The 20,138-nt window shown below is 59.6% G+C and carries 13 protein-coding genes; 3 read left to right on the top strand and 10 right to left on the bottom strand.

Translation table 11 applies throughout. The features are described 5' to 3' along the window. Window positions 1-128: 128 nt before the first annotated feature. The 9 genes from CRD18_RS08900 to CRD18_RS08860 form a co-directional block, all read right to left on the bottom strand. Window positions 129-485 carry a DUF2516 family protein gene (locus CRD18_RS08900; RefSeq protein WP_016421969.1) on the bottom strand — a complete coding sequence of 119 codons (357 nt, stop codon included), beginning with the start codon at window positions 483-485 and terminating at the stop codon, window positions 129-131. Between the two features lie 79 nt (window positions 486-564). Beyond that, complete coding sequence (locus tag CRD18_RS08895) at window positions 565-1,914, bottom strand: DUF445 domain-containing protein (protein WP_070429268.1); 1,350 nt, start codon at window positions 1,912-1,914, stop codon at window positions 565-567. Window positions 1,915-2,104: 190 nt separating this feature from the next. Then, on the bottom strand, window positions 2,105-2,503 hold the full coding sequence (locus CRD18_RS08890) for a hypothetical protein (RefSeq protein ID WP_070429267.1): 399 nt from the start codon (window positions 2,501-2,503) through the stop codon (window positions 2,105-2,107). A 40-nt stretch (window positions 2,504-2,543) separates the two neighbouring features. Further along, window positions 2,544-3,293 carry a succinate dehydrogenase/fumarate reductase iron-sulfur subunit gene (locus CRD18_RS08885; RefSeq protein WP_005511353.1) on the bottom strand — a complete coding sequence of 250 codons (750 nt, stop codon included), beginning with the start codon at window positions 3,291-3,293 and terminating at the stop codon, window positions 2,544-2,546. Beyond that, the gene (locus CRD18_RS08880; protein ID WP_016421965.1) at window positions 3,293-5,311 is read right to left on the bottom strand and encodes a fumarate reductase/succinate dehydrogenase flavoprotein subunit; all 2,019 of its coding nucleotides are present in this window, start codon (window positions 5,309-5,311) and stop codon (window positions 3,293-3,295) included. The genes CRD18_RS08885 and CRD18_RS08880 overlap by 1 nt, the downstream gene beginning before the upstream one ends. 19 nt (window positions 5,312-5,330) lie before the next feature. Further along, window positions 5,331-6,071, bottom strand: coding sequence for a succinate dehydrogenase cytochrome b subunit (locus tag CRD18_RS08875; RefSeq protein WP_049189509.1), 741 nt, complete (start codon window positions 6,069-6,071; stop codon window positions 5,331-5,333). Window positions 6,072-6,487: 416 nt separating this feature from the next. After that, on the bottom strand, window positions 6,488-9,103 hold the full coding sequence (locus CRD18_RS08870; protein ID WP_016421963.1) for a glycoside hydrolase family 65 protein: 2,616 nt from the start codon (window positions 9,101-9,103) through the stop codon (window positions 6,488-6,490). Between the two features lie 15 nt (window positions 9,104-9,118). Continuing rightward, window positions 9,119-9,892 carry an HAD family phosphatase gene (locus CRD18_RS08865; protein ID WP_172620228.1) on the bottom strand — a complete coding sequence of 258 codons (774 nt, stop codon included), beginning with the start codon at window positions 9,890-9,892 and terminating at the stop codon, window positions 9,119-9,121. Window positions 9,893-10,116: 224 nt separating this feature from the next. Further along, complete coding sequence (locus CRD18_RS08860) at window positions 10,117-12,327, bottom strand: malate synthase G (protein ID WP_048732321.1); 2,211 nt, start codon at window positions 12,325-12,327, stop codon at window positions 10,117-10,119. Window positions 12,328-13,342: 1,015 nt separating this feature from the next. On the opposite strand from CRD18_RS08860, the gene aceA reads away from it, so the two are divergent. Together aceA and ramB are read left to right on the top strand one after the other, a co-directional pair. Further along, window positions 13,343-14,635 (top strand): isocitrate lyase, encoded by a 1,293-nt coding sequence (aceA, locus tag CRD18_RS08855; RefSeq protein ID WP_016421960.1) that lies wholly within the window; start codon window positions 13,343-13,345, stop codon window positions 14,633-14,635. 214 nt (window positions 14,636-14,849) lie between these two features. Further along, a complete protein-coding gene (gene ramB / locus CRD18_RS08850; RefSeq protein ID WP_038629316.1) occupies window positions 14,850-16,274 on the top strand; it encodes an acetate metabolism transcriptional regulator RamB in 1,425 nt (474 codons plus the stop codon). 212 nt (window positions 16,275-16,486) lie between these two features. On the opposite strand, the gene lpdA is transcribed toward ramB, so the two are convergent. Further along, window positions 16,487-17,902, bottom strand: a complete 1,416-nt coding sequence (gene lpdA / locus CRD18_RS08845; protein WP_038629314.1) for a dihydrolipoyl dehydrogenase — start codon at window positions 17,900-17,902, stop codon at window positions 16,487-16,489. An 82-nt stretch (window positions 17,903-17,984) separates the two neighbouring features. Here lpdA and CRD18_RS08840 point away from each other — a divergent pair, with 82 nt between their 5' ends. Beyond that, entirely contained in the window at window positions 17,985-20,135 is a 2,151-nt protein-coding gene (locus CRD18_RS08840) for a prolyl oligopeptidase family protein (RefSeq protein ID WP_187406670.1), read from the top strand. The last annotated feature ends 3 nt before the right edge of the window (window positions 20,136-20,138 follow it).

The following is a 20,138-nucleotide window of genomic DNA, read 5'->3' as shown; positions in this document are numbered from 1 at the left end:
ACCTATCCCTATCCCCTCCCCCAGAAAGAAAGTGTCTGGGTTTATGACAAAATCACCGGGTTTTTCACCCAGAAACTGTCATAAACCCAGACACTTTCTCAGTTGTGCGGGCTAACACCCGCCCGGGACTAATAACCGCCCTGTGCGTTCGACAAAATGTCCTTGATCTGTGGGCGAACATCCAGCCAGTAAATACCCGTGATGACTAGTCCGGCAATCAGCGGGATGCCCAGCATTGCCCAGCCCAGCCACGGCAGGAGCAGGAAGATAGCCGAACCGACCAGCATGCCGGCCCAGACGTTGCGGCTCTTGCGGTCTGCAGCGTCAAAGGCATCCGCGCGGGTGGTGATGACAAGCACCGCACCGATTAGCGCCAAGATGCCGATGACAAACGGAATGGCGAACTGAAACAGGACGTCCACATAGACGGAAATTGCCATCAGCGGCGAATCCGCAAGACTGGGCAAAGATGGTAACAGGCGCACCGGGGGAACAACTCCTTTAACAGGGATGCATTGCTTTTTACATGCTAACGCACACGGTCTGATGTGCTGGGTTGTGCTGCTAAATAGCCCCAAACACCAAGGTCGACAGGGTGTAAATAGCCAAACCGGCCAGTGATCCGACAACAGTGCCGTTAACGCGAATGAACTGCAGATCGCGACCGACCATCAGTTCAATCTTGTCGGAAGCCTCATCGGCGTCCCAACGCTCGACGGTCTCGGAAATGATCGAGGTAATCTCGCCCGCGTAGTTCTCAGCGATGAAGACGACAGCCGCTTCCAGACGGCGGTCCATTCGTTTGCGCAACTCAGGATCGGACTGGATCCGCTCGCCGTAGCGGGCGGCCGTTTCCGAGACCTTCCGACGGAGCAGGGAGTCCGGGTCGCGGGCAGCGTCGACAAGCTTTGCGGATGTCGATGCCCAAATCTTCGCCGGTGCCTGTGTGACGGCGGCGGACGAAAGAATGTCAGTCTTAATCTCTTCGACCTTGGCGATGGTCTTCTCGTCGTTCTGCAAATCAACGGCGAGCTGCGTGAGGAAGCGGTGGAGCGCCAAGCGCGCGTCGTGCTTAGGGTCATGCTGCACCTGCCAGGTCCAATCAACCAGCTCGCGATAGACCTTGTCGCCGATGAGATCGTTGACAAAGCTCGGCGCCCAGGATGGGGCACGCTCTCCGACGAGGCGGTCGATAAGATTCTGCGAGCCCAGCGACTTCCGGTGCAGCCACTCAGCCATCTGCTGGACAATAGGCTCGGTGCGCCCCTCTTCGATGAGCTGCTCGAGAACCTTACCCGCTGGTGGTCCCCACTCCGGGGCCGCAACTTCGTCGATGACTGCTGACTTCAGCACTGCGGCGGCATCGTCAGGATTAATCGCCTCCAGCACATTTCCGGTGAACTTACCGACCTCTGCTGACACTTTGTCGGCGTTTCCCGGCGCTACCAGCCATTCGCCGATACGCTCAGGAATCTCTGCCTTACGCACCTTGTCCACAATCAAAGCGGGGTTCAGGAAGTTGTCTCCGACGAACTGCGCCAGAGACTCACCGACCTGATCCTTCTTGCGGCGGACGATAGCGGTGTGTGGGATAGGAATGCCGAGCGGGTGGCGGAACAGAGCTACGACTGCGAACCAGTCGGCGAGGGCACCGACCATGCCGGCCTCAGAAGCAGCGCGAACGTAGCCCACCCACGCGGGCACAACTTCGCCTGCGGATAAGTGTGAAGACTCAATACCGCGGCATGTGAAATACACAGCGGTTGCGATGACCAGCAGCATCGTAGCGAAGGCCTTGGCCTTACGCAGTTGCGCACGTTTTTCCGCCTCAACCTCTGGTGATGGCCCGGGAACTTCGAGACGGCCCGAGACCGTATCTACAGCTGCCGGGAGCTTAGCGGGGTTGTTATCCATGTGTATAGATTAGGCGCCGAAAACGCGAAAATGCCACCGCGCCGCAGTCCGCTGTTGGTGAGAGAGGTACTTCTCAGTACTTCCCTACCCCAGCGCACTGTGCACAGTGGCATCAACTGTGGAGGTGCTAGTTCAAAAGGCTAGCGTTGCATCCGCCTAAAGGCGAGCCCCTTTAAACTGGGGCAAGCCTTTAGTGGTGAGTGCCGAATTCCTTTCGGTAAGCCTTGTAGTCACGACGACCGATGGAGATGCAGGCCAGACCTGCAATAACCATAACCAGTGCGACAACCAGGCCAGCCCACATGAACACGCTGCCGTCGAAGTTCCAACCACCGGTGTAGTCGGTGTAGTTGGCGGCATCCTTAGCCAGGAAACCGTTGCTGTGAGAGGCAGTAGTCTGGTCGGCAAAAACGGTCGTTGCGAGACCGAAAATGAAGGTGCCCCAAGCCGCCAGAGAGGCGAGCATGAGTCCCATGCCAATCCAGGTAATGCTCTTGTGAAGCGAGGAGTATTCGGCATTCATGCTCTGAGGCACGTAACCGTCGACGAAGTGCTCTTCGCCCTGGTAACGCTTGACTGCATTCGCCATAATCTATGTCCCTTCTGGAAAACTCTAATCGAGAAAGAGTTTAGTCGTCCTTACCGCGGAAGAACGAACGAGCTCGTTCCTTGGTAACGGCGGCAACCGCAGTCAGCGGGATACCTGCCGGGCAGACGTCAGCACATTCACCATAGAGAGAGCACGGACCGAAGGTGCCTTCGACCTCGTCAACCATCTTGCGAGCACGCTTGCCACGCTCTTCCTTACCCAGCGGGACCAGGGAGAGGTGAACCAGCTTTGCGCCGGTGAACAGGTGTGCAGCACCGTTCGGGCAAGCTGCGACACAAGCACCACAGCCGATGCAGGCTGCGTGGTCAAGTGCGAACTCAGCGGTCTCGTGGTTCAGGTGCAGAGTATCTGCATCCGGAGCGGTACCAGCGTTGATGGAGACGTAGCCACCCTGCTCGAGGACACGGTCCAGAGCGGAGCGGTCAACGACCATGTCCTTGATGACCGGGTATGCGGCGGAGCGCATCGGCTCGATCTTCAGGGTGTCACCATCGTTGAACTGGTGCAGACGCTGCTGACAGGTCGGGGTGTTCTGGCCCGGGCCGTGCGGACGACCGTTGACGTTCAGACCACAGGTACCACAGATACCCTCACGGCAGTCAGATGCGAACGCGAACGGCTCCTTGCCGGACTCGACGTACTTGGAGTTGACGTGGTCAAGCAGCTCCAGGATCGACATCTCTGCGACGGCGTCGTCAACGTCAACGGATTCAAAGTGTCCCTCGACGTTCGGACCTGCTTGGCGCCAGATTTCAAGGTGCAGTTTCATTACTTGTAGTTCCTTGTCATGAGCGGGACGGCTTCGAAGGTGAGCGGCTCGGCGTGGCGAATGAATTCGTGACCGGACTGATCCCATGCAGGACCATTGTTGCCTCGCTCCCATGCGGAAACGAAGCACCAGTTAGCGTCATCGCGCTCTGCCTCGCCATCTTCGGAGATGTGGTCATCGCGGTAGTGAGCACCACAGGACTCATCGCGGTCGAGGGCGTCGACACACATGAGCTCACCGAGGTCGATGTAGTCAGCAACGCGGTTAGCGTACTCGAGCTGCTGGTTCATCTCGTTCGGCTCACCCGGGATGAACAAGTCAGACCAGAATGCCTTACGCAGTTCGCGGATCTCCTCGATACCGCGAGCCAGGTCTTCCTTGTTACGGGCCACACCACAGTCGCGGTAGAGAATCTCACCGAGCTGACGGTGGAAGTACTCAGCGCCGTGCTTGCCCTGGATGCTCATCAGCTTGTCCAGGCGAGCCTGAGCGCGGTCCAGTGCTTCCTTGGCCTCCGGAGCATCCTCAGCCAGGCGGTCGGTACCGAGCAGCGGGCCGAGGTAGTTCGGAATGGTGAACGGCAGGGTGAACCAACCGTCGACCGAACCGGACAGCAGGGAGTTTGCACCAAGACGGTTTGCACCGTGGTAGGTCCAGGATGCCTCGCCACCGGTGAACAGACCCGGGATGGAGGTCATCTGGTTGAAGTCAGACCACAGGCCGCCCATGGTGAAGTGGCAGGTCGGAGCAATACGCATTGGAACCTTGTACGGGTCCTCACCGATTGCCTCTTCGTACATCTGAATCAGGTTCGAGTAGCGTTCCTTGATGACCGGCTGGCCCAGGCGCTCAATTGCGTCACGCAGATCCAGGTAGACGGAGTTCTTCAGCGGGCCAACACCGTAGCCGGCGTTAATCTGCTGAGAGTTGGCACGGGAAGCGACGTCACGCGGGACGAGGTTACCGAATGCCGGGTAGCGACGCTCCAGGAAGTAGTCGCGCTCGTCTTCCGGGATGTCGTTGGCCGGGCGCTCGTCGCCCTTCTTCTTCGGGGTCCAAATACGTGCGTCGTTACGCAGGGACTCGGACATCAGAATGGTCTTCGACTGCCAGTGCGCGTTGACCGGAAGACCGGTCGGGTGGAACTGGATGAAGGACGGGGATGCGAAGTAAGCACCCTGATCGTATGCACGCATGATGGCCGAAGCGTTGGAGTTCTTGGCCAGCGTGGACATGTGGTAGACGTTGCCGTAACCGCCGGTAGCCAGAATAACTGCGTGAGCAGTGTGAACGGTCAGCTCACCATTGATGAGGTTACGCATGATGGCACCCTGGCAACGGCCGTCGGCGACGATGATGTCAACCAGCTCGTTGTGGGTGAAGATCTCGACGTTGCCGAGACCGATCTGACGCTGCAGAGCCGAGGTAGTCGACAGCTGCAGCTGCTGACCCGTCTGACCACGGGTGTAGTACGTACGGGAGACCTGCACACCACCGAAGGAACGGGTTGCCAGGGTACCGCCGTACTCGCGAGCGAACGGAGCACCGATTGCATTCAGGTGGTCGATGACGCGGACGGACTCGACAGCCAGACGCCAGCAGTCGTTCTCGCGGCAGCGGTAGTCGCCGCCCTTAACGGTGTCCTTGACGTGGCGGTAAGCGCCGTCGTTGTCGACCTTCTTACCGCGAGCGGAGTTGACACCACCCTGTGCAGCAATGGAGTGCGCACGGCGCGGAGCGTCGTGGTAGGTGAAAACCTGCACGTCGTAGCCGAGCTCGCCGAGCGCAGCAGCGGCAGCGCCGCCAGCCAGGCCGGTACCGACGACCATGACGCGGAACTTACGACGGTTCAGCGGCGAGACCAGGTTGGCATGATCCTTCTGGTACTGCCAGTGGTCCTTCATGGAGACCTTGTCACCCGGGGAGTTATCGGACAGAACCTTGCCGATCTTGACCCCGTCGACAGCGCTTTCCGGCGCGCGGAAGTCCGCAGCGACGGTTGCTTCAGTGTTAGTCATAGTAAATTTCCTCCTCGACCTACGAGACCAGACCGGTCAGGACGGCGACTGGGATGAAGATGTTGCCGACAACAACCAGCAGCGGCAGCAGGCCGGACAGGAACAGCAGAACCTTGCGCCAGCGCTTACCGGTGATACCGAGGTCGGAAGTAGCGGTCCACAGACCGTGGGACAGGTGCAGCAGCAGAGCAAGCTGCGCAATGATGTACCAAACAACAACACCCGGACGCGAGAAGGACGCAACCACGTTCTGGTATGCCTCACCGTGCTCGAAAGAAGACGGAGCAACGCCAGCGCCGATGGTCAGGTCCAGCAGGTGGAAGATGATGAAGGCCAGCAGCACGATGCCGGTGATCACCATCGAACGTGCGGTAAAGGTGTTCCAGCTGGACACCATGCCCTGACGGCGGAACTTGCCGCGGGACTGCTTAGCACGTGCAGCCAGGGTGAGGCCACCGAAAATGTGCAGGACAATAGCTACCAGCAGGACAATGCGGAAAATCCACAGAATGCCCTCGTTCGGAACTGCCGGAGCACCGACAGTGCGCAGGAAGGTCGCGTATGCGTTGAAGTCTTCCTCGCCAGCGAAAATCTTCAGGTTACCCAGCATGTGGACAATAACGAAGAGGCCAAACAGCACGCCAGTGACGGCCATGGTCAGCTTCAGAGCCCATGAAGGGTATTTAGGCTGCTCGCGCAGCGGTTCTACATTAATTTTGCCGTGCGCGATTGCGTCACGGTTTGAACTTTTAACAGTCATGGCACCTCCAGTGTCATATTCACTCTAAAGTCACACAGCGCCTGGTAAACATTTTTCCCCCTTTTGGGTGGGGATTTTCACAGGTTACCTAGGTCTTTTCTCCGCCTTTTCTCAGGTTATCGCATTTTAGCCACTTCTGACGTCGTCGCTGCATAAACCCTCTCCCCCACCATAAAAACGCCCCTACCCCGACTTTTGCCGATTTTTCCCCCGCCCAAACTAGCTAATAACGCAACATAAATAGCACGAAAATAAAAAACCGCCCACTTTTCTCAGGTGGACGGATTTAATACTCAATAATTATGTTGCGAAATTCTTTATTTTTACCCCTGCCGAATTCCCCAAAGGCCCAAACAGCCACCCCCAACAGGCAATCCCCCCCCCTATTGGCACCGTGTACGGCCGAAGCCGTCCGACTAATCCTCGCTCTGATCCGAGTTCGCCATCACCACGGTCAACGGCTCCGGACCAATGATCACCTCATGTCCTGCGACCATAATCGGCCCAACCTGGTGGTCTCCCTCCTCCAGGACGACTTCCACCGTGCGGCCGCGCACCGTCACTCGGATACGACAACCACGAATAGTGACTCGGTACGTCAGACCACTCCAGTCCTCCGGCAGACGCGGGTCAATACTGTAGCGGCCGTCATGATCGCGGAAACCACCGAAACCATAGACCAGGGACTGCCACACACCACCGGCAGATGCGACGTGGACACCATCGGCAGCGTTGCCATGCAAGTTCGCCAGGTCCACATAGAGTCCGCGTAGGAAGAAGTCCATTGCCTGCTCCTGCAAGCCCAACTCGGCCGCAACAATGGACTGCACAACGGCGGACAGCGAGGAATCACCGGTGGTGAGCGGATCGTAATACATGTAGTCTGCGCGCTTTTGTTCCGTCGTAAAGCGATTGCCCATGAGGAACAGTGCGAGGACGACGTCCGCCTGCTTAATGACCTGGTGACGGTAAATCGTCAGCGGGTGGTAATGCAGCAGCAGCGGGCGCAGCGGGCCAACTTCGGGATCGTCGAGATTCCAGCGCTTACGCAGCAGGAACTGGTCATCCTGAGGGTGAATGCCGAGCTTCTCATCGAACGGGATGTACATCGCCTCAGCGGCCTGCTCCCACTCTTCAACCTCGCGCTCAGTGAGGTCGAAGCGGTTGGTCAGTTCGCGATAGGCAGCAGGGCGATCACGCTTCATCTGCTTGACGACGTCCGCAGCAACCCGCAGGTTATACTGCGCCATCACGTTGGTGTACAGGTTGTTGTTCACCACCGTGTTGTACTCATCTGGACCGGTGACGCTGTGAATTTGGAACTCTCGCTGCTCGGCATCAAAGAATCCCAACGACATCCAAAACCTGGCCGTGCCGAGCAACAGATCCGTGCCCTCCTTGAGCAGGAACTCCTCATCGCCGGAGGCATAGACGTACTTCATCATCGCGTACACGATGTCCGCATCGATGTGGTACTGCGCCGTGCCGGCCTCAAAGTAGGCCGAGGACTCCTGACCATTGATAGTGCGCCACGGGAAGAGGGCACCGTCGTGCGCCAGTTCGTCGGCACGCGCCCACGCGGCTTCGAGCATGTCCCAGCGGAAACGCATGGCATTGCGCGAGAATTGCGGCGACGTATAGGTAAGGAATGGGGTCACGTAGATTTCCGTGTCCCAGAAGTAGTGGCCGCCGTAGCCGGTGCCGGTCATTCCCTTGGCCGGGACGCCTTGGAATTCGGCGCGGGCGGCGGCCTGGATAATCTGCCAAATGTTCCAGCGCACTGCCTGCTGAATCTCCGGCTGATTGTAAATGACCACGTCAGAGCGCTCCCAGAAGCGTTCGAGCCACTCCTCCTGGTTCTCCATCAGCCCCAGCATGCCGATGCGGCCGACGCGGTTCAGGGTGCGCTCACAGCGGAATGCCAGCTCTTCGGCACGCACCTTACGGGAGGAGTGGTACGCGACCAGCTTCTCCAGGCGTATGACAGTGCCGACCGGCGCATCCAGGTTGAACAGGGAGCTGGCCACATCCGGCTCGGTCGACTGCGAAATCTCTACGAACGGCTCCGTGCCGTCGGGAGTGCGGACAGTAAAGGTGTGGTCCATGGAGGTAGCCACGGTCATACCGGAGTTCGCGCAGCGGTAGCCCAGCGTCGAGCGCTGCCCGTGCGCCGATTCCGACTGAAATGCCGGAATGAGAACGCGGTCTTCCAGCGCCTCGGCGCGACGGGGATCCAGTTCGGTGCCCTGCGCCTTAGCGGCATCGTGGTATTCGTCCTCGCCGTCCTGGCGGTTGAGGATCTGCGAGTTAATCATCACCGCAGCATCCGCATCCAGCAGCTCGACTTCCAGACTCATCGCGGCGACATGCTTTTCCTGGAAAGACACCATGCGCTCAGAGGTGACGCGAACGCGCTTGCCACCCGGGGTGCGCCAAATGAACCGACGACGCAGCACGCCCTCGCGGAAATCCAGGCTACGTTCGTAGTCGCTGACCTCAGCATTGCCGAGACGCAGGGGCTCATCGTCAATGTAGAGACGCATTGCCTTAGCGTCCGGAGCATTGACAATCGTCTGCCCCTGGCGGGCTAGGCCGTAGGCGTCCTCGGCGTGCCTAATCGGCCAGGTCTCATGCAGACCGTTGATATAAGTGCCGTGCTCACTGGAGTCACGGCCCTCCGGCGGGTTGCCACGCATGCCGATGTACCCGTTCGACAGCGCAAACAGCGTCTCGCCCAAACCGAGCGGGAGGCCGTTCGGCTTCGTCTCAATCAGACGCCACTCATCGACCGGAGTGATGTCTCGGTCCATGAGTCCCTCGGCATTTACAAGGTGGTGGTGCTTATCCGCACGATCCGCCGGGAAGTTACGACGCTGCTTACGACGAACTGGGGACACCGTCTCCTCCTGTTTTTCAGCCTCTGCGGTCTCCGCGTCGTGACCCTGCCCCTGCGGAATCACACGCTCAGTCTCGTCGACTGCTGCCGTGGTCGAATCGTTGGCCATGATGCCTTCCGGTTTTGTCTCAGCCATTTGTCACGAGCCAGCCTAGACGAGTGCCGCCAAGTCACTGACCACAACGTCGGCGCCCGCTCGGCGCAGCGCTTCCGCACCAGCACCGCGGTCAACACCAATGACCAGACCAAATGCGCCGGCTGCACCCGCTTGCACACCACTGATGGCATCCTCGACCACCACAGCATCGCGCGGCGCCACCCCCAGATTCTTCGCCGCGTACACGAAAGTATCGGCGGCTGGCTTACCCGGCAGGTTGTTCTCATGCGCCACCACGCCGTCAACAATCTCCACGAACCGCTCACGCAGCCCAGCGGCCGTCAGCACCGGCACCGCGTTCTTCGACGAGCTAACCACCGCCAACTGCGGTTTTTCGCTTGCCGACGAGTCCCTCGCGCCCTGTAACTCGTCGAGCAGCGCAACCGACCCCGGGTAGGCCTCAATTCCCCTCTCGACTCGCGCCAAGAAGTCATCATTTTTGCGCTTCCCGAGCCCGACAATCGTCTCGTCTTTCGCTGTGTCCTCATCGCTACCGTGTGGCAGCGAAATGCCGCGAGATTCCAGGATTGCTGCGATGCCCTCATCGCGGCGGCGGCCATCGAGGTAGGTGAAGTAGTCCTCCTCTGTGTAGGCCGAGACACCCTTGTGCTCGAAGTAGTCGCTAAACATGTCCGCCCACGCCTGCTCGTGAACATCGGCAGTAGGGGTAATTACCCCGTCGAGGTCAAAGAGGATTGCGCCCGCGCTATGGAGGAATTCTTTGGCCTTGGCGAGGTTGGTAGCACTGTCGGTCGTGGAATTAGTCATGGGGGGGTCGCAGCTCCTTGGACGTTGCAGACTGCATATTCTCAATTAACTTCCCAATCAACGCTAGCAACGTTGCCCCTACCCCGCTTGCGAACCCGGGTATCTCGAATCCGAGAATCATGGTGCGCTTCCCCCAAAAACAAAACTGCCGGCGCGCATGCGCGCCGGCAGTTTGGATATCTATTTTGTTATTTCAGGCTCGGCAGCCGCAGCCCGACCAAGAATTAATCCTGGTCGATGCCCTCGCGCTTCTTGAACTCCAGGCGACGGCGGTGCAGGATCGGCTCGGTGTAACCGGACGGCTGGTTCACACCATCGAGGATGAGCTCCTTGGCGGCCTGGAAACCAATGGACTTGTCGAAGTCCGGAGCCATCGGCAGGTATGCCTCATCGCCCTCGTTCTGGCGGTCAACGACCTCGGCCATGCGCTCCAGCGAATCGATGATCTGCTCCTCGGTGACAACACCGTGCAGCAGCCAGTTAGCCAGAGTCTGGGAGGAAATACGCAGGGTAGCGCGGTCCTCCATCAGGTCAACATCGTTGATGTCCGGCACCTTGGAGCAGCCAACACCCTGCTCAACCCAGCGGATAACGTAGCCCAGGATGGACTGGCAGTTGTTATCCAGCTCGTTGGCCTTGTCCTCATCGGACCAGTCAGCGCCCGGCTCGCCAGCCTTAGCTGCCGCTACCGGGATGGTGAGCAGATCACCGAAGGTGTCGCGGCGACCGTCGGTAAGCAGCTTGTCCTGAACGCCGAAGACGTCAACCTCGTGGTAGTGGGTAGCGTGCAGGACACCACCGGTCGGGGACGGAACCCACGCGGTGGAAGCACCCTGCTTCGGCTGACCGATCTTCTGCTCCAGCAGCTCGGCCATCTGCTCGGTCATGGCCCACATGCCCTTACCAATCTGAGCCTTGCCCTGCAGGCCGTGTGCCAGACCGGAGTCGACGTTGTTGTCCTCGTAAGCCAGCATCCATGGAGCGGTCTTCTGGACAGCCTTGCGGAACATCGGACCAGCCTGGATGGAGGTGTGGATCTCATCACCAGTGCGGTCCATGAAGCCGGTGTTAATGAAGACGACACGCTCGGAAACAGCCTTGATGGCGGCGTCCAGGTTGACGGAGGTACGACGCTCCTCGTCCATCAGGCCGACCTTCAGGGTGTTGTGCGGAAGACCCAGCAGCTTCTCAACGTCTGCGAACAGCTCGTTGGTGAATGCAGCCTCATCCGGGCCGTGCTGCTTCGGCTTCACGATGTAGATCGAACCGGTACGGGAGTTCTTACGTGCGTTGTCCTGGTCCAGGCCCGGGATTGCACACACAGCGGTGACGACGGCATCCATGATGCCCTCGAAAATCTCCTCGCCGTCGCGGTCGAGGATGGCCGGGTTCTGCATCAGGTGGCCGACGTTACGGACCAGGTTCAGGGAACGACCGTGCAGGGTGACCTCGGAACCGTCAAGAGCGGTGTAGGTGCGGTCGTCGTTGATGGTACGGGACAGCTTCTTGCCGCCACGGGTGAACTCGACTGCGAGGTCACCGACGTTCAGGCCCAGCCAGTTGGTGTAACCCAGGGTCTTGTCTGCAGCGTCAACTGCGGCGACAGAGTCCTCGAGGTCCATGATGTTGGTGACAGCGGCTTCCAGGATGATGTCCTTGACGCCAGCCTTGTCGGTCTTGCCAACCGGGGACTCCGGGTCAATCAGCAGCTGGATGTGCAGACCGTTGTGCTTGAAGTAAATGGACTCCGGCGCGTCCTTATCACCGGTGTAGCCGACCAGGGTCTCCGGCTCGCGCAGACCGGAGGTAGCGCCACCTTCCAGGGTTGCCTGCAGGTGACCGTCGACGATGTCGTAAGAGGTGACGTCCGCGTGGGAACCGTCAACCAGCGGCAGAGCCTTGTCCAGGAAGTTACGACCCCATGCGATAACGCGGTCACCGCGGACCTTGTTGTAGCCCGGGGTGTCCTTCTCCGCACCGCCATCTTCAGGAATAGCGTTGGTGCCGTACAGCGCGTCGTAAAGCGAGCCCCAGCGTGCGTTCGCAGCGTTGATGGCGAAACGGGCGTTGAGAACCGGCACAACCAGCTGCGGGCCAGCGGTGGAAGTGATCTCGGTGTCGACGTTAGCGGTAGTGACCTGGAAGTCACCCGGGTTGTCAACGAGGTAGCCAATTTCCTTCAGGAATGCGACGTACTCATCCTGATTCTGCTCGCCCGGGTGTTCCTTGTACCAAGCGTCGAGCTTTTCCTGCAGCTCATCGCGCTTGGCCAGCAGCTCGCGGTTGCGCGGAGTGTACTTAGCGACAATGTCACCGAAGCCGTTCCAGAACGCGTCCTTGTCCTCAATGCCGGCGGCGGGGAGTGCGGTGTCATTAACGAAGTCGTAAAGAACCTTCGCGACCTGCATTCCACCTGCCGAAATACGCTGTGCCATTGCTCTCCTCAAAACTATTGATTGCAATTTGCCCATCCAGCCATGGCCACGTCAGCGGCTCACACTGGATGCGTTGTTCCCCTACTGTATGTGATTCGGCGCACTTATGAACCGTCTTTTTCCATAACCGCCAACCGCCAGCCCGGTATAGCGCCGCTCACATTTGCCATTTCATTCGCTTTACGACGAGCACCCTGCGAACAGACCCCACCCCTCCCCAATGACCATTCGGGCATTCAATCCTGACGCCACAACCAGCCCTCCCCCACCCGCATTGACTGCAGCATCCCCGGCACTCTTTCCTCCAGCCACAGAACACCACACACAATGGGAAAGTGTCGCGCCTCACAGACATTTACTATTGCGACCTGCGTATCAACGGCCAGCGACCAATCACGTCGCTACAGTCTCCGCCTTCAAACCAGACCATAAAAGCGAGATGACAACCGAGACCCTGGCCACTACCCAGGGATGCTCCGGCGGGGTACTGACGGTGTAACGGCAGTGTATTTAGAAGCCCGTTTCTACCTTTGCGGCCGTAATTTCGGGGGTAGCGAAACACCCCCTAAACCCCAAACACTGTTAACGGCCAGCTTTGATAATTACCAAAATATAAATCACCCCAAAGCGGGGGGAACATTATTAGCGAGCCAGCCATAGGGAAATAACAGTACAAATGTACCGGCCGGTCACAGGCGAAAATTGTTAAAGCCAAGCTACACATCACAATGTTTGCACTCTTCACAAGTGTTATCCGTATTACATACTTGAATTCACATCGGAAGCTGCTTGACGAACGTAGCGCTATGCCCCAAAATGTGAGACATGGCACGCGGAAGCGGACATTGTTTTTGTTCGCGTGTTTGCGTGCAGGGGTACAGCATTTTGCTAGCGCCCCTGCATTCACGTGACACCGCGGTCACTATCGGGTCAGCCTGTAGATCGGTTCTGTCGGAATTGTTCTTAAGTCAGCACCCGGAGTTCAAAAAGCAAGCAAAAGGAAGTGACTCCGTTTATGTCTAACGTTGGTAAGGCACGTACCGCCGCCGAAATCCAGAAGGATTGGGACGAGAACCCGCGCTGGGAAGGTATCACCCGCGACTACACCGCTGAGCAGGTTGCTGAGCTCCAGGGCTCCGTCGTCGAGGAGAACACTCTCGCTCGCCGCGGCGCTGAGATCCTGTGGGAAGGCGTCAACGTTAAGGACGACTCCTACATCAACGCTCTGGGCGCACTGACCGGTAACATGGCCGTTCAGCAGGCTCGCGCTGGCCTGAAGGCTGTCTACCTCTCCGGTTGGCAGGTTGCTGGTGACGCTAACCTCTCCGGCCACACCTACCCGGACCAGTCCCTGTACCCGGCTAACTCCGTGCCGAACGTCGTTCGTCGCATCAACAACGCTCTGCTCCGCGCAGACGAGATCGCTCGCATCGAGGGCGACGACTCCGTCGACAACTGGCTGCTGCCGATCGTCGCTGACGGTGAGGCTGGCTTCGGTGGCGCTCTGAACGTCTACGAGCTGCAGAAGGCTATGATCAACGCTGGTGCCGCTGGTACCCACTGGGAGGACCAGCTCGCTTCTGAGAAGAAGTGTGGCCACCTGGGCGGCAAGGTCCTGATCCCGACCCAGCAGCACATCCGCACCCTGACCTCTGCTCGCCTGGCTGCTGACGTCTCCAACACCCCGACCGTCATCATCGCCCGCACCGACGCTGAGGCCGCTACCCTCATCACCTCCGATGTTGATGAGCGCGACCAGAAGTTCATCACCGGTGACCGCACCTCCGAGGGCTTCTACCACGTCCAGAACGGCCTGGAGCCGTGCATCGAGCGTGCAAAGTCCTACGCTCCGTACGCTGACATGATCTGGATGGAGACCGGTACTCCGGACCTCGAGCTGGCTAAGAAGTTCGCTGAGGGCGTCAAGGCTGAGTACCCGGACCAGCTCCTGGCTTACAACTGCTCCCCGTCCTTCAACTGGTCCGCTCACCTCGAGAAGGACGAGATCGCCAAGTTCCAGAACGAGCTGGGCAAGATGGGCTTCAAGTTCCAGTTCATCACCCTGGCTGGCTTCCACGCCCTGAACTACGGCATGTTCGACCTGGCTTACGGCTACGCTCGCGAGCAGATGTCCGCATTCGTCGACCTGCAGAACCGCGAGTTCGAGGCTGCCGAGAAGCGCGGCTTCACCGCTGTCAAGCACCAGCGCGAGGTTGGCGCTGGCTACTTCGACCGCATCGCCACCACCGTCGACCCGAACTCCTCCACCACCGCCCTGAAGGGCTCCACCGAGGAGGGTCAGTTCTAAGTCACTCGGCTTAGGACTTAGGTCAAGGACCTAACTTCAACACCCAGCGAGGGTTGCACTTGCAGCCCTCGCTGGGTGTTTTTGTGTGTTTATCGACATGTCGACTCCGGGCCGTCGTGAAGCGTGCCTGAGAACCTCAGCACCTACACACGCAAGCAAAGGTTGCAACGGTTCTCTACACAAGTTCAGCAAAGCCCGCGATATGCTGGGCAGTATGTCGAAAACCTATGTCGGATCCCGCCTCCGCCAGCTACGCCGCGAGCGCGACCTCAGCCAGGCTGCGCTCGCGCAGGCGTTGGGCCTCTCGGCTAGTTACGTCAACCAGATTGAGCACGACGTCCGCCCGCTGACTGTGCCCGTGCTGCTCCGCATCACGGACACATTCGGCGTTGACGCGACTTTCTTCTCCCGCGATGACGATTCTCGCCTCCTCGCTGAGGTTCAGGACGTGGTGATGGACAAGGAGATCGCTAAGTCCCCCATGGACCTGCAGGAGATCTCGGAAATGGTTCGCGACCATCCCGACATCGCCCGCATCATGGTGGATATCCACCGCCGCTACCGCAACGTCACAGACAAACTCTCTCTGGCCACCGAGGAGCGCAACTTCGGCAACAGCACCGACACCGCCTCCGGCTCACAGGCGCTGACCATGCCACATGAGGAGGTCCGCGACTACTTCTATGCCCGCCAGAACTACATCGCTTCGGTCGACACCGCCGCCGAGGAGCTGGCTCGCGAGCTGCGCATCACCGACGAGACCACCGATGTGGTCTCTGTGCTGGCCGACAGGCTGTCCAACGACCATGGGATTCGGATTGCGCTGGAATCGTCGTTAGGCGATGTGCAGCACAGCCTTGATCGGCGGACGAAGACGCTCTACCTCGCGCGGCACCTCTCGCCGGGGCAGCGGGCCTTCCGCATGGCCACGGAGCTGGGGTTTTTGGAGCAGGGCGAGACCATTTCCGAGGCTGTCGCGTCCGGGCATTTCATGTCGGAGGAGTCGCGGAAGCTGGCGCAGCGCGGAGTCGCGACGTATTACGCGGCGGCGCTGATTCTGCCGTATGAGTCGTTCCATGCGATGGCTGAGTCGAAGCGCTACGACATCGAGCTGTTGTCGCGCACTTACGGCGTGGGCTACGAGACCATCTGCCACCGATTGTCCACGATGCAACGTCCCAGCCTGCGCGGTATCCCGTGGACATTCGTGCGCGTCGACCGCGCGGGCAACATGTCCAAACGTCAATCCGCCACGGGCTTCCACTTCACGCATTCGGGCGGTACCTGCCCGCTGTGGAACGTCTACGAGACTTTCTCCTACCCCGGCAAGGTCATGCGGCAGGTCGCGCTCATGCCGGATGGTCGGCCGTACATGTGGATCTCGCGGACCGTGGAGCATCACGCGGCACGTTTCGGCAAGCCAGGTAAGGTTTTTGCCATCGGTTTGGGCTGCGAGGCCCGTCACGCTGAGCGCACCGTGTACGCCGATGGTCTCGATCTCGCGGACCTCGACGCCGCCACTCCGATCGGTGCCGGCTGCAGGGTCTGCTCCCGCGAGGCATGTCCGCAGCGCGCGTTCCCGCCGATTCATCGGGATATCGACATCAACATGCACCGCTCCACCGTCTCACCGTACTAATTCGCTTTACGACGGGCGCAGGGTCGGCCTGTTTGCGGGGGCTTGGTTTGCGCAGGATGCCTCAAAGAAGAAGACCCCAAAAAGAAAGTGCTTAAGTTTATGACACTTTCGCACCGATTTTCACGGTCAAACTGTCATAAACTTAAGAACTAACTCGTATCTACCTGAGCCGGGACCAGCGAAAACTGGCCCTAGGCCAAAGCCACAACCTCTTACAGGTTAATCATCTTGCCCATAACGCCCTCGGCTGCTTCCTTCATGGCCTCGGACATGGTCGGGTGAATGTGAACGGCGCGGCCGATTTCCTCAGTGGTCAGCTCGTACTTCTCCGCCAGAACCAGCTGCGGCATGAGCTCGGAAACGTTGGCGCCCACCATGTGGCCACCCAGCAGCTCGCCGTATTCGGCATCTGCAATGAGCTTCACGAAACCAACCGGCTCCGCCAGACCCTGCGCCTTACCGTTGGCAGAGAACGGGAAGGTGGAGACCTTAATCTCGCGACCGTTCTCCTCTGCCCACTTCTTGGCCTGTGCCTCGGTCTTACCGAAGGAACCAACCTGTGGGTTACAGAAGGTTGCGCGCGGCATCATGTTGTAGTCCGGGATTGTCTCGGTCTCGTGACCCGCCATGTGCTCAGCTGCAATAACGCCCTGTGCCTCAGCGACATGTGCCAGCTGCAGCTTCATGGTGACGTCACCGATGGCGTAGATGTTGTCGACGTTGGTGCGCATGTACTCGTCGATGACAATCTCGCCGCGCTCGCCCAGCTCAACACCGGCCTTGTCCAGGCCGATGCCCTCGGTGCGCGGTGCGAAGCCGATGGAGACCATAACGCGGTCGACGGTCAGAGTCTGCTCGTCGCCGCCATCCTTGGCCTCGACCTTGACCTCAACCGAGTCACCATTGTCCACGATGGAGGTGGTCTTGTGTCCGGTCATGAGCTTGACGCCCAGCTTCTTGTATTCCTTGGCAATAACCTTGGAGACGTCTGCGTCCTCGTTCGGTAGAACGTTGTCCATGAACTCGACGATGGTGACATCCACGCCGTAGTTAGCCAAGACGTATGCGAACTCCATACCGATGGCGCCAGCGCCGACGATAACCATGGAGTCCGGCAGCTCGTCGGAGAGAATCTGCTCTTCGTAGGAAACGATGTTGCCGCCGACCTCAACGCCCGGCAGGGAACGGACGACAGAGCCGGTCGCAATAATCGCCTTATCGAAGGTAATTTCCTTGCCTTCGTCATCGCCATCAGTGATGGCCATGGAGGTCGGGCCAGTGAATTCACCGAAACCGTTGATTTCGGTGATCTTGTTCTTCTTCATCAGGAAATGAACGCCCTTGACGATGCCCGCGGACACCTTGCGCGAACGCGCGTGTGCGGCACCGAAGTCAAAGGAGACATCGCCGGAGATACCGAAGGTCTTAGCCTCATGGTTGAAAATGTGCGCCACCTCGGCGTTCTTCAACAGAGACTTGGATGGAATACAGCCAACGTTGAGGCAGACACCGCCCCAGTATTGCTTCTCCACCACGGCAGTCTTCAGGCCCAGCTGGGATGCACGGATTGCTGCGACGTATCCGCCAGGACCGCCGCCGAGTACTACAAGATCAAAATGTTCAGCCACGTGCACAAGTCTACGCACGACTTGTCTTTACTTCACGCGCGAGTCCCGGTTTTACCTACTGCGGTCGGCTACGGTGGTGGGCATGGGCACCGACACGGACACCGACTTGGGCAACAATCTCTCCTTCCTCTCCACTGACCTTGTCCCCGATTGGCTGGACGATATCGACGGCTCCCAGGCGCTGGCGTGGGCCCGCACGCAGTCGGAGGCCACCGTCGCAGGCGTCGATTCGCTTGCCGACGACACCAGCGACCGCACCAACCTGGAACAACGCATCCTGGCTGCGCTCAACACCGATGCCCGGATCGCATACCCGGTGCGGCGCGGCGAGTACCTCTATAACTTCTGGCGGGATGCCGAGCATCCGCGGGGCCTGTGGCGGCGGACGTCGTTGCAGAGCTATCTGGCTGGCCAGGACGATCCGCAGGCGACCGAGTGGGAAACTCTCATCGACCTCGATGCGCTGGCGAAAGCCGAGGGAGAAAACTGGGTCTGGAAGGGCACGGTGTGCCGCTATCCGGAGTATGACCGCGCGTTGATTCTGCTCTCTCGCGGCGGCGCCGATGCCACTGTGGTGCGGGAGTTTGACCTCGTCAACTGCATTTTTGTCGAGGATGAGTCGTTCTACCTCCCGGAGGCGAAGTCCGATGTCTGTTGGTTGGGTCGTGACGAAATTCTCGTTGGCAGTGACTTTGGTCCGGGGTCACTGACGGATTCGGGCTACCCGCGGCAGGTGCGTAGGTGGCGGCGCGGCACGCCGTCGTCAAGCGCGGATGTGGTTTTCTCGGGCCACAGTGATGATGTGGCCGTGGGCGGCTGGTTCGACGCGACGGAGGGTTTTGAGCGGCTGTTTGTCGAGCGTGCGCATGATTTTTATAATTCGCAGCGGTTCGTGGCAGCGGAGCGTCCGGGCAAGTTGGCGGCGCAGCAGAATGGGGACTTTTCCCTGCAGATTCTGGAGGTGCCGCAGGACTGTCGCACGAGTGTCCATCGGCAGTGGTTGGTGCTGATGCCCCGCACAGAGTTCAATGGCATTCCGGCTGGTGGCGTGGCCGTTGTGGAGCTCGAAAAGTGGCTGGCGGGCTCGCGTGAGGTGGAGGTGATTTTCACCCCTGATGCGCACACCTCGTTCCAGCAGCTGGCGTGGACGAAGAACTTCCTGGTGTTGACGCTGTTGGAGGATGTGGCGACGAAGTTGGTCGTGTTGCGGGAGGGCTCGTGGGAGCCGGTGGAGGCTTTCGGCGAGTTACCGGCACAGGCCACTGTGAGCGTGATTGATACGGCCTCTGAACGCGACGATGAAATCTGGTTGGTGTCGACCTCGGCAACGCAGCCGGCAACTCTCTGGTACGGGCAAGTCGGCAACCCGCTCACGGAAGTGCGGCGTGCTCCGGCGCTCTTCGACAGTGAGGGGATGGAGACGCGGCAGCACTGGGCGACCTCGGCCGATGGCACGCGGATTCCGTATCGCATCACCGGCCGCTTCGACGCAGGCGCTAGTGCAGAGACAACCACAGCCACACCCACTCCGAACCCAGCCCCTACCCTCGTGCACGCCTACGGCGGTTTCGAGGTCTCGCTGGTCCCACAGTACTCGGCGATTCGTGGACTGACCTGGCTCGATCGGGGCGGCTACTTCGTGGAGGCCAACCTGCGTGGCGGTGGCGAATTTGGCCCGACCTGGCACTCCTCGGTGGTCAAGACTGAGCGGATGAGGGTCTATGAGGATCATCAGGCCGTACTGCGCGATTTGGTTGCACGTGGCTACTGCACGCGCGAACAGCTGGGCGTGCGCGGTGGTTCCAACGGCGGGCTGCTGACCGCAGTCTGCCTCACCTCCTACCCGGAGTTAGTGGGAGCGGTGGTGTCCCAGGTGCCACTGGCGGACATGATGCGCTACCACAAGCTGTCCGCAGGAGCCTCCTGGATGGCCGAATATGGAAACCCGGACGACCCCACCGAGCGGGCTGCGATTGCGCAGTATTCGCCGGTCCAGCGCGTCGTCAAGCGAGAGCAGCGCGCCTACCCACCAGCGTTGATTACGACGTCTACCAGGGATGACCGTGTCCACCCGGCACATGCGAGGAGCCTGGCGTGGCTGCTGGAGGAAGCGGGACAGCCGGTGGATTATCACGAAAATACCGAAGGAGGCCACGCCGGTGCGGCGGATAATTCGCAGGTCGCGTTCGTCGAGGCACTCATATCTACGTGGCTGTGGAACAAGCTCAAGTAAGGT

Source organism: Corynebacterium sp. LK31 (genome assembly GCF_014335015.1).
GTDB classification, from domain to species: domain Bacteria; phylum Actinomycetota; class Actinomycetes; order Mycobacteriales; family Mycobacteriaceae; genus Corynebacterium; species Corynebacterium jeikeium_D.
The sequence above is the reverse complement of the archived record's forward strand: the minus strand, read 5'-3'. Positions and strand labels throughout refer to the sequence as shown.

What these genes read in the sequence shown, in the direction of transcription:
- CRD18_RS08895 (WP_070429268.1), bottom strand. Translation starts at nt 1,914, where the DNA reads ATGGATAACAACCCCGCTAAGCTCCCGGCAGCTGTAGATACGGTCTCG.
- CRD18_RS08890 (WP_070429267.1), bottom strand. Translation starts at nt 2,503, where the DNA reads ATGGCGAATGCAGTCAAGCGTTACCAGGGCGAAGAGCACTTCGTCGAC.
- CRD18_RS08885 (WP_005511353.1), bottom strand. Translation starts at nt 3,293, where the DNA reads ATGAAACTGCACCTTGAAATCTGGCGCCAAGCAGGTCCGAACGTCGAG.
- CRD18_RS08880 (WP_016421965.1), bottom strand. Translation starts at nt 5,311, where the DNA reads ATGACTAACACTGAAGCAACCGTCGCTGCGGACTTCCGCGCGCCGGAA.
- CRD18_RS08875 (WP_049189509.1), bottom strand. Translation starts at nt 6,071, where the DNA reads ATGACTGTTAAAAGTTCAAACCGTGACGCAATCGCGCACGGCAAAATT.
- CRD18_RS08870 (WP_016421963.1), bottom strand. Translation starts at nt 9,103, where the DNA reads ATGGCTGAGACAAAACCGGAAGGCATCATGGCCAACGATTCGACCACG.
- CRD18_RS08865 (WP_172620228.1), bottom strand. Translation starts at nt 9,892, where the DNA reads ATGACTAATTCCACGACCGACAGTGCTACCAACCTCGCCAAGGCCAAA.
- CRD18_RS08860 (WP_048732321.1), bottom strand. Translation starts at nt 12,327, where the DNA reads ATGGCACAGCGTATTTCGGCAGGTGGAATGCAGGTCGCGAAGGTTCTT.
- aceA (WP_016421960.1), top strand. Translation starts at nt 13,343, where the DNA reads ATGTCTAACGTTGGTAAGGCACGTACCGCCGCCGAAATCCAGAAGGAT.
- ramB (WP_038629316.1), top strand. Translation starts at nt 14,850, where the DNA reads ATGTCGAAAACCTATGTCGGATCCCGCCTCCGCCAGCTACGCCGCGAG.
- CRD18_RS08840 (WP_187406670.1), top strand. Translation starts at nt 17,985, where the DNA reads ATGGGCACCGACACGGACACCGACTTGGGCAACAATCTCTCCTTCCTC.